14 protein-coding genes and 1 riboswitch are annotated in these 14,670 nt (G+C 67.9%); of the genes, 10 read left to right on the top strand and 4 right to left on the bottom strand.

The window, feature by feature from the left end:
• Positions 1 to 4: 4 nt before the first annotated feature.
• Positions 5 to 487, bottom strand: a complete 483-nt coding sequence (locus FS787_RS08580; protein WP_144671740.1) for a cation:proton antiporter regulatory subunit — start codon at positions 485 to 487, stop codon at positions 5 to 7.
• A 39-nt stretch (positions 488 to 526) separates the two neighbouring features.
• Positions 527 to 1,930 carry an MFS transporter gene (locus tag FS787_RS08575; RefSeq protein ID WP_144671739.1) on the bottom strand — a complete coding sequence of 468 codons (1,404 nt, stop codon included), beginning with the start codon at positions 1,928 to 1,930 and terminating at the stop codon, positions 527 to 529.
• Between the two features lie 167 nt (positions 1,931 to 2,097).
• On the opposite strand from FS787_RS08575, the gene FS787_RS08570 reads away from it, so the two are divergent.
• The 6 genes from FS787_RS08570 to mnhG are packed head-to-tail and all read left to right on the top strand — an operon-like array spanning position 2,098 to position 8,586.
• Positions 2,098 to 5,145, top strand: a complete 3,048-nt coding sequence (locus FS787_RS08570; RefSeq protein WP_144671738.1) for a Na+/H+ antiporter subunit A — start codon at positions 2,098 to 2,100, stop codon at positions 5,143 to 5,145.
• Positions 5,142 to 5,720: a Na(+)/H(+) antiporter subunit C gene (locus FS787_RS08565; protein ID WP_144671737.1), complete on the top strand. Its 579-nt coding sequence runs from the start codon at positions 5,142 to 5,144 to the stop codon at positions 5,718 to 5,720. Before FS787_RS08570 ends, FS787_RS08565 begins: the two co-directional genes overlap by 4 nt.
• On the top strand, positions 5,717 to 7,363 hold the full coding sequence (locus FS787_RS08560; protein WP_144671736.1) for a Na+/H+ antiporter subunit D: 1,647 nt from the start codon (positions 5,717 to 5,719) through the stop codon (positions 7,361 to 7,363). The genes FS787_RS08565 and FS787_RS08560 overlap by 4 nt, the downstream gene beginning before the upstream one ends.
• Positions 7,360 to 7,905 carry a Na+/H+ antiporter subunit E gene (locus tag FS787_RS08555; protein ID WP_144671735.1) on the top strand — a complete coding sequence of 182 codons (546 nt, stop codon included), beginning with the start codon at positions 7,360 to 7,362 and terminating at the stop codon, positions 7,903 to 7,905. Before FS787_RS08560 ends, FS787_RS08555 begins: the two co-directional genes overlap by 4 nt.
• A complete protein-coding gene (locus tag FS787_RS08550) occupies positions 7,902 to 8,180 on the top strand; it encodes a monovalent cation/H+ antiporter complex subunit F (RefSeq protein WP_144671734.1) in 279 nt (92 codons plus the stop codon). The genes FS787_RS08555 and FS787_RS08550 overlap by 4 nt, the downstream gene beginning before the upstream one ends.
• Positions 8,170 to 8,586, top strand: a complete 417-nt coding sequence (gene mnhG / locus FS787_RS08545; RefSeq protein ID WP_144671733.1) for a monovalent cation/H(+) antiporter subunit G — start codon at positions 8,170 to 8,172, stop codon at positions 8,584 to 8,586. The genes FS787_RS08550 and mnhG overlap by 11 nt, the downstream gene beginning before the upstream one ends.
• Before the next feature lie 58 nt (positions 8,587 to 8,644).
• Here mnhG and FS787_RS08540 read toward each other — a convergent pair whose 3' ends face one another.
• Positions 8,645 to 8,908: a DUF4235 domain-containing protein gene (locus tag FS787_RS08540; protein WP_144671732.1), complete on the bottom strand. Its 264-nt coding sequence runs from the start codon at positions 8,906 to 8,908 to the stop codon at positions 8,645 to 8,647.
• 41 nt (positions 8,909 to 8,949) lie between these two features.
• Positions 8,950 to 9,516: a heme-degrading domain-containing protein gene (locus FS787_RS08535; RefSeq protein ID WP_144671731.1), complete on the bottom strand. Its 567-nt coding sequence runs from the start codon at positions 9,514 to 9,516 to the stop codon at positions 8,950 to 8,952.
• 195 nt (positions 9,517 to 9,711) lie between these two features.
• Positions 9,712 to 9,855, top strand: a riboswitch (TPP riboswitch).
• A gap of 65 nt (positions 9,856 to 9,920) precedes the next feature.
• Between FS787_RS08535 and FS787_RS08530 the strand changes: the two genes are divergently transcribed.
• From FS787_RS08530 to FS787_RS08515, 4 genes are all read left to right on the top strand, one after another.
• Positions 9,921 to 10,565 (top strand): ECF transporter S component, encoded by a 645-nt coding sequence (locus tag FS787_RS08530; RefSeq protein ID WP_144671730.1) that lies wholly within the window; start codon positions 9,921 to 9,923, stop codon positions 10,563 to 10,565.
• The gene (locus tag FS787_RS08525; RefSeq protein ID WP_144671729.1) at positions 10,565 to 12,229 is read left to right on the top strand and encodes an ABC transporter ATP-binding protein; all 1,665 of its coding nucleotides are present in this window, start codon (positions 10,565 to 10,567) and stop codon (positions 12,227 to 12,229) included. Before FS787_RS08530 ends, FS787_RS08525 begins: the two co-directional genes overlap by 1 nt.
• Complete coding sequence (locus FS787_RS08520; protein WP_144671728.1) at positions 12,226 to 13,020, top strand: energy-coupling factor transporter transmembrane protein EcfT; 795 nt, start codon at positions 12,226 to 12,228, stop codon at positions 13,018 to 13,020. Before FS787_RS08525 ends, FS787_RS08520 begins: the two co-directional genes overlap by 4 nt.
• 105 nt (positions 13,021 to 13,125) lie before the next feature.
• Entirely contained in the window at positions 13,126 to 14,649 is a 1,524-nt protein-coding gene (locus FS787_RS08515; protein ID WP_144671727.1) for a UDP-N-acetylglucosamine 1-carboxyvinyltransferase, read from the top strand.
• Positions 14,650 to 14,670 lie beyond the last annotated feature (21 nt).

The following is a 14,670-nucleotide window of genomic DNA, read 5'->3' as shown; positions in this document are numbered from 1 at the left end:
GCCGTCAGCCGTTGCGCAGAATGCCGGCCGCCGTGTCGAGTCCTTCTTGCGTTCCTACCGCAACGAGGAGATCGCCCGGGTGCAGGACGACGTCGGGCCCCGGGGAGGGGAGCACCTCGCCCTCACGCATGATGGCGACGATCGAGGCGCCACTCCGGGTCCGGATGGCGGCCTTGCCCATCGGCTGGTTGTGGAACGGCGAACCGGCGGCGATGGAGAACTGCCGGGTGACGATCCCCGGAACCTCGCGGTGGGCTTCGGAGAGCTGCATGGCCAGCCGCTGCCCGCCCAGCAGGTTTCCCAGCGCCGCGGCCTCATCCGCAGTCAGCGGGATGGACGCCTGGCAGGTGTCCGGATCATCCCAGGCGGAGACGATCAGTTCGGTCTGGCCTTCGCGGTATTCCACGACGCCGATCCGCCGCCCGGAGGCGGTCATGAAGTCCTTGCGCCGGCCCAGTCCCGGGAGGTCAGTTTCATCCACGTTCATTCCTCCAGCCTAGTGCGCCCCGCGGCTTTTCGGGCGGCGTCAGACCGCGGGGACGACCGCGATTTCCGTCTTGTCCGGAGCCTTCACCGGGAGGAGCAGCAGCAGGCCGGCCAGCAGTACCGCCATAATGCCGAGGATGCCCCAGCGCTGCGCCTCGCCGGGCTCCACCAGCGGGGCGGCAATGGCGATGCACAGCGTAAAGAGAGCCGGGGCGAGGAAGCTGACGGCCCGGCCGGTGGTGGCGTACAGACCAAACAGCTCGCCGGATTCGCCCGCCGGCGCAAGCCGGGCCAGGTAAGCCCGGGAGGAGGACTGCGCGGGCCCCACGAAGAGGCACAGGAACAAACCGAAGATCCAGAAGGTGGTGGCGCCGGACCACTCCATGCCCAGGAAGGAATGGTTGTCGTTGCCGAGGACCAGGATCGCGGTGCCGGAGACCAGCAGGCCGATCAGCGAGCCGGTGATCACCGCCTTGGGTCCGATCCGGTCGTCGAGGAAACCGCCTATGACGGCGCCCACCGCGGCAACGACGTTCCCGAAGATCGCGAAGAAGATGACGTCCTTGAGTTCAAAGCCGAACGTGCCCGCCGCGATGATGCCGCCGAAGGTGAACACTGCGGCCAGCCCGTCGCGGAACACGGCGCTGGCGAGCAGGAAGTAGATGGTGTGCGGGCTGGTTCGGTAGATCGCCTTGATCCGCCGCACCAGCAGGCCGTAGGACGCCAGGAACCCCAGGCCGGCGCCCTGCTTGGACCTAGGCAGCTCCGGGACGGCGAACAGGACGGGCAGCGCGAAAATGAAGAACCACAGGGCCGAGAACACCGCCACCAGGCGGATGTTCAGGCTGTCCGCCGTTGAAGCGCCGAACCACTCGAAGGTTGGCTGGACAAAGAGCTGGAGCACGGCCAGCAGCGCCACGATCCCGCCGAGGTATCCCATGCCCCACCCGAAGCCGCTGACTTTGCCGATGTTCCGCGGGGTGGAGATCTGGGTGAGCATGGCGTTGTAGTTCACGCCGGCAAACTCGAAGAACACATTCGCCAGGGCAATCAGGGTGACCCCGAGCAGCAGGAATTCCGGCCGGGGGAACACAAAGAAGCACAGCGCGGTCAGGAGCGCCACCACTGCGGTGTTGACTCCCAGCCACAGCTTCCGGTGCCCGCCCGTATCGGAACGCTGCCCGGTGACGGGCGCCAACAGGGCGATGGCGGCTCCCGCGATGGCGAGGGCGCCGCCCAGCACGGCGGACGCCTGGTCCTCGCCGCCGAAGGCATTGGAAGTCAGGTACACGGTGAAGACGAAGGTGGTCATGACCGCGTTGAAGGCCGCCGATCCCCAGTCCCAGGCCGCCCAGGCGAGGATGCGGCCCTTGTTGGTGACCTGGCTCCCGGATTCCAGATCCGAGGCGGGATGCGTGGCCTCGGGGGCAGCGGCTGAGTTCATAGCAGGAATATTATCCGCAGCGGGTGCACGGCCCGGCGCACCGTGCCACACGAAACCGTGAGAAAAGAATTTGTCCACGCTTGGTAAACTGTCCGGACTGAACCTAACGAATGCCCCGCCTGCTCCAACTTTTTGACAATCGAATTCCTGACGTTGCGGAGATACCAGTGATCACAGTTCTTGCCGTGCACTTTGCGGTGGCTGCTGTGGCCCCGTTTCTCTTCCGGAAATTCGGCCGGAATTCGTTTTACGCCCTCGCGGCGGTGCCCACCGCCTCGTTCGTCTGGCTGATCCTCCAGCACGGCGCGGTCTATTCCGAAGCACCACAGGCCGGCGGCGCTGCACCCGGCGTGTCCGAGGTCCTGCCGTGGATCCCCGAGCTGAAGATTGAGTTCGCCTTCCGGATGGACGCCCTGGCCTGGGTCATGTCCTTGCTGGTCCTCGGCGTGGGCGCGCTGGTGCTGGTCTACTGCGCCCGGTACTTCAAGGACAAGGACGACTACCTCGGCGGATTTGGCGCCCAGCTGCTGGCCTTCGCGGGCGCCATGTTCGGCCTGGTGACGGCCGATGACCTGCTCCTGATGTTCATTTTCTGGGAACTGACCACGGTCCTGTCCTACCTGCTGATCGGCTACGCCCGGACCAGGCTCTCAGCACGTCGCTCCGCGCTGCAGGCCCTGATCGTGACCACTGCCGGCGGACTGACCATGCTGGTCGGCCTGATCGTTCTGGGCTTCAACGCCGGCACCTACCGGCTTTCCGCCATCCTCGAACAGGCGCCCGCCCTCATTTCCGGGCCCGCCGCCGGTGCCGTGGCCGCCGCCGTCGTTCTCATCCTGGTGGGTGCCATCACCAAATCGGCGCTGGTCCCCTTCCACTTCTGGCTGCCCGGCGCCATGGCCGCCCCCACCCCGGTGAGCGCCTACCTGCACGCCGCGGCCATGGTGAAGGCCGGTATTTACCTGGTGGCGCGGCTGGCCCCCGGATTCGCGGAAACCCCGTACTGGCTGCCGGTGGTGCTCGGCCTGGGCCTGGCCACCATGCTGGTGGGCGGCTACCGGGCGCTGCGGCAGACGGATATCAAGCTCATCCTGGCGTATGGGACGGTCAGCCAGTTGGGCTTCCTGACCATGGTGGTGGGCCTTGGCGAACCCGACGCCGCCCTCGCCGGCCTCGCCCTGCTCCTGGCGCACGGGCTCTTCAAGGCCACTCTCTTCCTGGTGGTGGGCATCATTGACCACCAAGCCGGAACCCGCGACATCCGCAAGCTCTCCGGCGTCTTCAGGTCCTCACGCGCCCTCGCGATCGTGGCCGCAATCGGCGCCGCCTCGATGGCCGGCATCCCGCCGCTGGCCGGCTTCGTCGCGAAGGAATCGGTCTTCGAAGCTTTTGTCCATTACGCCTCGGAGCCCGCAGCCGGCTTGTGGGGGCCGGTCATCCTGATCGGTGTGGTCCTGGGGTCGATCTTGACCTTCGCCTACAGTGCACGGTTCATGTGGGGCGCCTTCGCGGTCAAGCCCGGCGTGGATCCCACCCCGTTCAAACCGATCAAACCGGCTTTCCTGGCGGCCCCCGCCATCCTGAGCCTGCTGACCATCGCCTACGGCCTGTGGCCGGTGCCGGTGGACGGCTGGATCCAGCCGTACGCGGCACTGTTCGTACCTGCGGGCGAGGACCCGGCCGCTGCCGCCGGACACTTGGCGCTGTGGCACGGCGTGACCCCCGCCCTGGGGCTGACCGCCATCACCTTCGCGCTCGGCCTGGTCATGTTCTACGGCCGTGACGCCGTCGCACGGCTGCAGGGCCTGGTGCCGGGGTGGATCGACGGCGACCGCACCTACCAGCTGACCATCGGCGCCCTCGACGACATAGCAGTCTGGATCACCGGACGGACCCAGCGCGGTTCGCTGTACTTCTACCTGTCCGTGATCCTGTCCGTGGCGTTCGCACTGCCGCTCACGGCCCTGCTGCTGGCCAACAAACCGCTGCCCGCAGACCTCTACTTCATTGACCCCAACTCCCCGCTGCAGATTGTGGTGGGCGCCGGCATCGTGATCGGCGCACTTGCCGCGGTGCGGGCCAACAAGCGCTTCCTGGCAGTCCTCATGGTGTCCGTGACCGGCTACGGAATCGCCTTGATGTTCGCGCTGCAGGGCGCCCCGGACCTAGCGCTGACCCAGATGCTGGTGGAAACCATCATTCTGGTGGCGTTCGTCCTGGCCATGCGCAGCCTCCCCGCGGAGCTGCGGGACCGCACGGGCGGAAGATACCGGGTGGTCCGCGTCATCATCGGGGCGGCCTTCGGCATCACGATGGTCTTCGCCGCCATCTACGCCTTGGGCGCCCGCGTGGCCGCGCCCGTCTCGCTCGAATTCCCGCAGCTGGCCTACGAGGGCGGCGGCGGACTGAACATCGTCAACGTAACACTCGTGGACATCCGGGCCTGGGACACCTTCGGCGAGATCGCCGTGCTGGCCCTGGCAGCTACCGGCGTGGCCAGCCTCATCTTCGTCCGGGGCCGGGGCGACCGCAGCCCGGCGTCGGCGAGCGTCGCCGAGGGCACTGTCGGGCGCCGGAAGCCCCGCGGCACCGGCCGCGGCAGCACCCGCGACGACGCCGCGCTGGCCATGAGCCGCCGGTTTGCCGCCTCCAGCCGCGATGCGTGGCTCGTGGCGGGGCGGACCCTGGCGCCGGAACGCCGCTCGATCATCTTCGAGGTTGTCACCCGGTTGATCTTCCACTCGCTGATCGTCTTCTCGATCTACCTCCTGCTGGCGGGCCACAATCTCCCCGGCGGCGGCTTTGCCGGCGGTCTCACCGCCGGGCTGGCCCTCACCATCCGCTACCTGGCCGGCGGCCGGTTCGAGCTGCGCGAAGCCACCCCGGTCAGTGCCGGCGCCCTGCTGGGCATTGGCCTCGCCACCGCGGCGGCCTCCGGCGTCGTGCCGCTTCTGCTGGGCGGCCAGGTGTTCCAGACCGCCATCCTTGAGTTCTGGCTGCCGGTCTTTGGCGACATCAAATTCGTCACCTCCACCATCTTCGACATCGGCGTGTACATCGTCGTCGTGGGCCTGGCGCTGGATGTGCTGCGCAGCCTGGGCGCCGAGATCGATGAGCACTTCGAGGAGCACTTCGAGGAACATCCAGAAGAGCCGTCCGACAACCAGGAGCCCGGCGCAATCCCGGCCGAAACCACAGCCAAGGGGAAAGCATGAGCGTCAACCTGACCCTGCTGACGGTCATGGGGGCTCTGTATGCCTGCGGCATCTACCTCATCCTGGAACGCAGCCTCACCCGGGTCCTGCTGGGCCTGATGATGCTGACGAACGCCACCAACCTGCTGATCCTCACCACGGGCGGCTACGCGGGCCTGGCGCCGCTGTTCAGCAAGGACACCGCTCCCGGCGACTACAACGATCCGCTGCCGCAGGCCCTGATCCTCACCTCGATTGTGATCTCCTTCGCCGTCACGGCGTTTATGCTCGGCATCATCTACCGCACCTGGGTGCTGGCCCGCGAGGATGAGATCCAGGATGACGCCGAGGACCGGCGCGTCGCCAAGACCCCCAGCTTCGACGTCGAGGACGACTCCGTGATCCCGGTCGAAACGTCCGAATTCCCGTTGACGATGCTCGGCTCGGACGGCCAGTCCGTTTCTGATACCCCCGACGGCGCCGACGCCACGGTCAAGGTGGCCGACCGCAAGCTGGACGCCGAGGTAGCCGCCTCGGAGGAACAACCCGGCTCCCTCAACATCACACCACCCAACAAGGAAGGAGGCGGACAATGAACATTGCCAGTTTCGCCCCGCTCGCCGTCCTCCTTCCCATCCTCGGCGCCGCCCTGACCTTCCTGCTGATCCGGCACTCGAAGGCGCAGCGGACCGTGAGCATCGTGGTCCTGTCCTTAACCCTGCTGCTCGAGTGCTGGCTGCTGGCCTCCGTCTGGGACGGCGGCACGTCCGCGGTCAACATCGGCGGCTGGCTCCCGCCCTGGGGCATCGTTATGGTGGTGGATCAGTTCTCCTCCCTGATGCTGGTGGTGTCCTCCTCCGTGAGCCTCGCCGTGCTGGTCTACGCCACCGGGCAGGGCATGGCCGACGGCGACCGGGACGCGCCGGTCTCGATCTTCCACCCCACCTACCTGATCCTGGTGGCGGGCGTGTCCAACGCCTTCCTCTCCGGGGACCTGTTCAACCTCTATGTGGGCTTCGAAATCCTCCTGACGGCGAGCTACGTGCTGATGACACTCGGCGGGACGGGTCCGCGGATCCGGGCCGGAGTGACCTACGTGGTGGTCTCGGTGGTGTCTTCCGTGCTCTTCCTGATTGCGATCGCCATGGTCTACGGGGCCACCGGAACCATCAACATGGCCGACCTCGCCCTCAAGCTCGCCGAGCTGGATCCGGGCACGCGGAACCTGCTGCACGTCATGCTGCTCGTGGCCTTCGGGATCAAGGCTGCCGTGTTCCCGCTGTCCTTCTGGCTGCCGGACTCCTACCCGACGGCGCCGGCCCCGGTGACGGCCGTGTTCGCCGGCCTGCTGACCAAGGTGGGCGTGTACGCCATGGTGCGGACCGAAACGCTGCTCTTCCCCGGCGACACCTTCAATACGCCACTGATGGTCGCCGCCCTGCTGACCATGGTGGTGGGGATCCTGGGTGCCCTGGCCCAGAGCGACATCAAGCGTCTCCTGTCTTTCACCCTGGTCAGCCACATCGGCTATATGGTGTTCGGCCTGGCGATGTCCTCGGTGGCCGGGCTGGGCGCCGCGGTCTTCTACGTCGCCCACCACATCACCATCCAGACCAGCCTGTTCCTGGTGACGGGCCTGATCGAACGCCGCGGCGGCAGTTCCTCCATGGACCGTGTTGCCGGTCTTGCCAAGCTGTCACCGGTGCTGGCGGTGCTGTTCTTCGTCCCGGCCATGAACCTGGCCGGGATCCCGCCGTTCTCCGGCTTCCTGGGCAAACTCGGCCTCCTGCAGGCGGGGGTCCAGCTGGGCACACCGCTGGCCTATGCCCTGGTGATCGGCGGTGTGCTGACCAGCCTGCTGACCCTGCTGGCCATCGCAAGGGTCTGGAACCGTGCCTTCTGGCGCAAGCCCGAGGACGCCGAGCACCCCGACCCGGTGCTGCTGGCCGATCCCGCGGAGTCGGCCACCGGCGACAGGGCAGGAAAGGCCAACGTGACCCTCCTTCCGCGGACCATGGTGGGTTCCACCCTGGGCCTGGTCATCTTCGGCGTCGGGCTGACGGTTTTCGCCGGGCCGCTGTTCCGGGTGGCGGACCAGTCCGCCCTCGTGATGCTGGACCGCACCTCCTATATCCACGCTGTCCTCGGCGAGGACGCGGCGGTTCCTGCGCTCTCCCAGCCGACGCCGGGGCCGGACCCCGCCGGTGATCAGCCGGCCGACGGGCAGGAGCGCAAATGAGCCGGAGACGCATATCCCTGCGCCAGGAACTTCCGCTCCTGGTGTGGCTTGTGATTGTCTGGGCCGCCTTGTGGCAGAACTTCAGTCCGGGCAACCTGCTCTTCGGCGCCCTCATCGCCGTGCTGGTGGCCCGGCTCTTCTACCTCCCGCCGGTGGAACTCGGCGGGCGTTTCAACGTGCTGCGCGCCATTCCCTTCGGCCTGCACTTCCTGACCAGAGTCGTGGCAGCGAGCTTCCAGGTCCTGTTCCTGGCCGTGGCAAAAGGCCCCAAGGTGATCAGCGCCGTCGTCGCCGTCCCGCTGCGGAGCCACTCCGACCTCCTGGTCACCGCCACGGGCCACGTGACCGCGCTGATCCCCGGGTCGCTGGTGGTGGAGGTGGACCGCTCCACGTCCACGCTCTACATTCACGGCATCAACGTCCGCAACGCCGAGGACGCCGCGCAGGTGCGCAGAGATGTCCGCAACACTGAGGCCGGGTTGATCAGGATCATGGGCACCAAAGCCGAACTGTCCGCCCTCAACCAGGAGCTGGGCTCATGATGCAGATTGTCCTGACCGTGACCGCGGTGGTGCTGTCCCTGGCCGCCGGAGGAGCAATCATCCGGATCGCGAGGGGCCCCTCGCTGCTGGACAGGGTGCTCGCCGCGGACGTGCTGCTGGCGATCGTGGGGGCGGCGCTGTGCATTGACATGGCCGTAAACCGGCACCTGAACAACCTCATGCTGCTGGTGGCGGTGTCCTTGATCGGATTCGTCGGCTCGGTGACGGTGGCCCGGTTCGTGGCCGACCGAAGGGAGCTGCCCCGTGAATCCTGAAACATTCTCCGGCGATGCCGTGATCGACGCCGTCTCGGCGGTCTTTATGGTGGTCGGCGCGCTGATGTCCCTCGCCGCGGCGGTGGGGCTGCTGCGCTTCCCGGACCTTATGACCCGGATGCACGCCGCCACCAAACCGCAGGTGCTGGGACTGTTCCTGCTGCTCTTCGCGCTGGGCCTTCAAATGCGCACCTGGTGGGTCTGGCCGGTGCTGGTGGTGGCCTGGATCTTCCAGCTGCTGACAGTACCCGTATCGGCGCACATGGTGGGCCGGGCCGGCTACCGCACCAAGCACCTGCACCCGGAGCTGCTCAGCACCGACGAACTGGAAGCCGTGGTGCAGCAAGCGGCGGGGAAAAGCGGGTTTACCGAGGACGACGGCGACGCCGCTGCCGGCAGGCGGTAGCGGCTGGCGAGGTGCCCTAAACCAGACGCCCTAAACGATGCGCTTGAAACCAGACGCCTTAAACGATGTCTTGGGACTTGGCGTAACGCGTGATCGCGCGCTGGGTGCCGCGGTTGGCAAGGACCTGGATGATGGCGCTGACGGACGCCGAGATCAGCGCGAAGGTCAGGGCCGAGTGCAGCGTGGTGGGAACGTCCTCGTCGTCGCCCTTGGGCGGCTTGCTGCCCGTGGACTTCTCCCAGATGGTGTCAACGAGCTTGGTGCCGACGTAGCCGGCGAGCAGGCTGATGCCGGCGCCGAACAGTTTGATGAAGAGGTTCATACTTCGGACTCCTTGCGGGCGGAAACAGGGCTTCCCCTAGCCTAGCGGTCCTGGACCGGCGGTCCAGCCAGGGAGGCGGTGCGGCCGAGGGTGTCCGTCAGAGCCTCGACCACCAGTTCGTGGTCGGCTCTCTGCGGCAGGCCAGACACCGTGACGGTGGCGACCATTCCGGTTCCGCGTACGTAGATGGGGAAGGCGCCGCCGTGCGCGGCAAACTCCGTCTCGTCGAACCAGGCGTTGTCCTCGATCCGCCGCCCGGCGGCCCGGGCCCGGAGCCCCACCAGCAGGGACGGGACCTCGTACCGCACGGCCGTCCGCTGCTTGGCCCTGATCCAGCGTTCGTTGTCCGGGGTGGCGCCCTCCAGCGCGGCGTGGAAGAGCACCTGTTCACCCTTGGTGATGTCGATGGCGATGGGGTGGGAGCGTTGCCTGCCGAGTTCAACCAGGCGGAGCCCCAGGTCCAGGGCATCGTCCTTGCTGAAAGACGGGAACTGCAGTTCGTCCATCTCGGCCAGGATGCGGCCGATGAGCGCCGCCAGGGATCCGTGCGGCTGCGGTTCGGCGGAGTCCGGATCGAAGTCGGGGGAAGACACCGGTGAAGTGGTCAAGTCATTCAGCTTCCGTTAGTGGCCGCCGCCGGGCGGCCGGCACACGGCGGCCTCCGGCGTTTTCCCTGCGTTGCCGACTCTATCAAGCAGGACGTCCCAGGTCACCGGCGCCGGAACCGACGGATTGTGACGACCGGACCCGGAGATGACGGTCCCCACGGGTGTAAACTGGGCCACGCCCATAAGGGCGACATTTAGATACGACAGGGGAGCGCCGCCGTCGGGCCTCACCGGAGGAATCCGGGGGAACCACAGGTGGGCGCTGAGAGTGCGGACAGCCGCAGACCCTCGAACCTGATCCGGTTAGTACCGGCGCAAGGGAGTCGAGTTCTCAGAGTGCCCGGAGCGACGGCGGAAGCCGCGGCCGGCGGGCACTCTCCCCTCCTGTTCCTCAGGAGGACGACATGACTGATACATCTGCTGCATCTGCTGCCCGGCAGGCACGCACCAAACGCAGCTACAACTGGCGTGTGGTGGACATTGTGGTGGCCGCGTTGATCGCGGTGGCCGGCGGCGTGATCTTCTGGGCCTGGTCCCAGGGCGCCAACCTGATTTCCGCTCCCGTTAATGCTTTCTACCCGCCGCTCACCGGACTGTACGCCGGCGGCTGGATGATCCCGGCGGTGCTGGGCATGCTCATCATCCGCAAACCGGGCGCCGCACTGTTCTGCGAAACCGTCGCCGCCACCGGCGAGCTGATCATGGGCTCGCAGTACGGCACCACGGTGCTCCTTTCCGGGATCCTGCAGGGACTGGGCGCTGAACTGGTCTTCGCCGCATTTATGTACAAGAAGTTCAACCTGCCCGTATCCCTATTGGCCGGGGCCGGCGCAGGCCTGTTCTGCGGGCTGAACGATTCATATATGCCCTGGGGCTGGAACATCGCCTACGCCGGCGGCGACAAGCTGGCGTACATCATCTTCACTGCCATCTCCGGCGCTGTGATCGCCGGAGGGCTGTCCTGGCTCGCCACCCGGGGCCTGGCCAGGACCGGTGTGCTGAGTTCCTTCGCCTCCCGCAAGGCGGCCACGGAGCCCGTCTTCTCCTGATGCCTGCCTTCAACACGTCCGCCGGCAGCGTCCGCCCGGCCGCGATCACCGCACGCGGCTGGGGCTGGCGGCATGCCGGCCGGCCCCGGCCCGCGGTCAGCGGACTGGACCTGGACATCCGGCCCGGGGAGCGTGTGCTGCTCCTGGGACCTTCGGGCGCCGGCAAGTCCACGCTGCTCCACGCCCTGGCCGGGGTGCTGGGCGACAGCTCCGCGGACGGCGCCGACGCTGCGGGCGGCGGCGCTGACCGTGCTGCCGGCGGCTCTCCTGAGGACTCGGACCAGACCGGCAGCCTGCTGATCGACGGCGCCCCGCCCCGGGCCCGGCGCGGCCGTGCCGGGCTGGTGCAGCAGGACCCGGAGACCCAGGTAGTGCTCTCGCGCCTCGGCGACGACGTCGCGTTCGGCGCGGAAAACCTCTCTGTTCCCCCGGCGGAGATCTGGTCCCGCGTGGCCGAAGCGCTCGACGACGTCGGGCTGGGACAGCTGCCGCTGGACCACCCAACGTCGGCGCTCTCCGGCGGGCAGAAGCAGCGGCTGGCGCTCGCCGGCATCCTCGCGATGCGGCCGGGCCTGATCCTGCTCGACGAGCCCACGGCCAATTTGGACCCCGCCGGTGTCCTGGAGGTCCGGGACGCCGTCGGCCGCTGCCTGGAGAAGACGGGGGCCACCCTGGTGGTGGTCGAGCACCGGGTCGCGGTCTGGAAGGACCTCGTGGACCGCATCGTGGTGCTGCAGCCGGGATCCGCCACGGACTCCGCCGTACTGGTCGACGGGCCGCCGGACCAGGTCCTGGCGCAGGCACGGGACATGCTCACCGCGGCCGGCGTCTGGGTTCCCGGCTACGTGCCGGTTACCCGGGCGCGCGGCGCACGGTCCGCAGGCCCGGCTTCCGCCGCCGGCACCGTGGCTGGCCCCGCCGGCCAGCTGCTGCTCGCCGCCGAGGACTTAGCTGTCTCACGCGAGCGGCCGCGCCGGGCCGGTCTCCGCGGCGGCTTCCGTCCCGTTCCACCGGAGCCCGTCCAGTCCGGAATTACCGCCCGGGTCCGCGCCGGCGAGGCGCTGACCATCACTGGCCCCAACGGTTCGGGGAAGTCCACCTTCGCGCTGACCCTCGCCGGCCTGCTCGCGCCGGTCTCCGGAAAGGTGTCCGCCACCCTGGACCTGAGCGCGGGCGCCGGCATCGATCCCTACCGGTGGAAGGCGCAGCAGCTGATCGCCAGAATCGGCACCGTCTTCCAGGAACCCGAGCACCAGTTCGTCACCGGACGCGTCCTGGACGAGCTGATGTTCGGTCCCCGGCACTTGGGCCGCGGCGAGGAACGCGTCGACGAACTCCTGGAACGGCTCCGGCTGACGGAGCTGGTGGACGCCAACCCCTACACCCTTTCCGGCGGGGAAAAGCGGCGCCTGTCCGTGGCCACCGTGCTCGCCGCCCACCCCCGGGTCCTGGTCCTGGACGAACCCACCTTCGGCCAGGACGCCAACACGTGGGCGGAGCTCGCCTCCTTCCTCTCGGAACTGCTCGACGACGGCACCGCCGTCGTGTCGGTGACACACGACGCCGAATTCAGCGAGGTCCTGGGCGGCACCGAGCTGAGCTTCCGCGCCCCGGGCCACCGGGACCGGGAACAACCGGAACCTGGCAAGGTCACAGCACCATGAGGCAGGAACTGACCCTGCGCGGCAACGATGCCGTCCTGACCCGCGCCAACCCGCTGGCGAAATTCGCCGCCGTTATGCTCATCACGATGGTGCTGGCGTTGTCCATCGACTGGGTGTCCGCCTCCGTGGCGCTCGCCTTCGAGCTGGCGCTACTTCCGCTGGCCGGACTGACCGTCGGACTGCTCTGGCACCGCGGCTGGCCGCTGATCCTCGCCGCTGCCCTGGGCGGCTGGAGCACCACCATTCTTGCCCCGGACAGCGGGGCCATCCTGTTCGACGCCAGGATCTGGTCCATCAGCGAGGGTTCCCTGGAACTCGGGCTCGGCTTTATGCTCCGCGGCCTGGCGATCGCGCTGCCGGCCGTGCTGCTGATGAGCTGCACGGATCCCACGGACCTGGCCGACGCCCTCGCGCAGAAAGCGAAGCTTCCGCACCGCTTTGTCCTGGGGACGCTGGCCGCGATGCGGCTGGTGGGCCTGATGGCCGAGGAGTGGCAGACCATCGGCATGGCCCGGCGCGCCCGCGGCGTGGGGTCCCACGGGAACCCGCTGCAGCGGATGCGGGCCACCCTGGGGCAGAGCTTCGGGCTGCTGGTGCAGGCCGTCCGGCGGGCCTCCCGGCTGGCGGTCACCATGGAAGCGCGCGGCTTCGGCGGGGGTCCCCGCACGTGGGCCCGGACGTCGGTCTTCAGCGGCCTGGACGTGTGGGTGTTCCTGGGCGGGCTGCTGATAGCCGGCGCCGCAGTGGCTGCTGCCCTGGCGGCGGGGACCTGGAACATGGTCTGGAACTGACCGGCAGCAGCGGCCCTTATCGCACGGTGCGGGTATTTGTGTGAGATTAACGGCATTCCGGCGGGAATCCCGGGGTTAATAAATCATGCGTGATATTTTCTTGGGATGACTCAAGAGACTGCTGAACACGTCGGCGCCCTGCTCCGCGACGCCCGCGGCCAGAAGGGCTGGACCCAGGGGCAGCTCGCTGCCGAGCTGGGAACCAGCCAGAGCGCCATCGCCCGGATGGAACAAGGCAAGCAGAATTTGAGCCTGAAAATGATCCAGCGACTGGAGTCCATCTTCGGCCGGAGCATCGTCAAAGTGGGCCGGCCCGCCATGACGCACCTCCGGGTCGAGGGCGGCCGCACCCTGTCCGGCGCCGTCGATGTGAACAGCAGCAAGAACGCCGGCGTCGCCCTGCTGTGCGCCAGCCTGATCAACCGCGGCACCACCACGCTGCGGCGGCTCGCCCGGATCGAAGAGGTTAACCGGATCGTCGAGGTGCTGACCAGCATCGGCGTCGAGTGCACCTGGCTTAACGCCAACGACCTGCAGATCCGCCGCCCCGCCGTGCTGGACCTGGACTCGATGGACGTCGAGGCCGCCCGCCGGACCCGCAGCGTCATCATGCTGCTGGGCCCGCTCCTGGACGAATCCAGCGAATACCGGCTGCCCTACGCAGGCGGCTGCGACCTCGGCACCCGTACCGTGCAGCCGCACATGCAGGCGCTGCGCCAGTTCGGCCTCAGCGTCGACGCGAAGTCCGGCTACTACGCCGTGAAGGCGCCGCCGTCGGACGGGCACGACCGTTCCTTCGTGCTCAGCGAACGCGGGGACACCGTCACCGAAAACGCCATCATGGCCGCCGCCCACCGCAGCGGCACCACCATCATCCGCAACGCCAGCCCCAACTACATGGTGCAGGACCTCTGCTTCTACCTGCAGATGCTCGGCGTCGGGATCCAGGGCGTTGGAACCACCACGCTGAAGATCACCGGCCGCCCCGCGGTCGACGCCGATATCGAGTACTTCCCTTCCGAGGACCCGATCGAGGCGATGAGCCTGATCACCGCCGGGATCGTCACGGACTCGGAAGTCACCATCCGCCGCGTCCCGATTGAATTCATGGAGATCGAACTTGCGACGCTGGAACAGATGGGCCAGCGGCTCGAAGTGTCCGGTGAATACCTGGCCCGCAACGGGCGCACCCGGCTGGTGGACGTCACCACAAAGCCCTCCGCGCTGCGCGCCCCGGAAGACAAGATCCACCCGATGCCCTTCCCCGGGCTGAACATCGACAACCTGCCCTTCTTCGCCGTCATCGCCGCCAATGCCCAGGGCCAGACGATGATCCACGACTGGGTCTACGACAACCGCGCGATCTATCTCACCGAGCTGAACAAGCTGGGCGCCCGGGTGCAGCTGCTGGACCCGCACCGGATCTACGTCAACGGACCCACCAAGTGGCGTGCGGCCGAGGTCGGCTGCCCGCCGGCACTCCGCCCGGCGGCCTGCCTGCTGCTGGCGATGCTCGCGGCGCGAGGCGTCTCGGAACTGCGCAACATCTACGTGATCGAGCGCGGCTACGAGGACCTGGCCGAGCGGCTCAACACCATCGGCGCGAAGATCGAGTATTTCCAAGACTGAATGCGCTGAATGACGCCCCGG

It is taken from the genome of Arthrobacter sp. U41 (assembly GCF_007679325.1).
In the GTDB taxonomy this organism is placed as follows: domain Bacteria; phylum Actinomycetota; class Actinomycetes; order Actinomycetales; family Micrococcaceae; genus Arthrobacter.
This window is presented reverse-complemented; position numbering and strand designations above follow the sequence as displayed.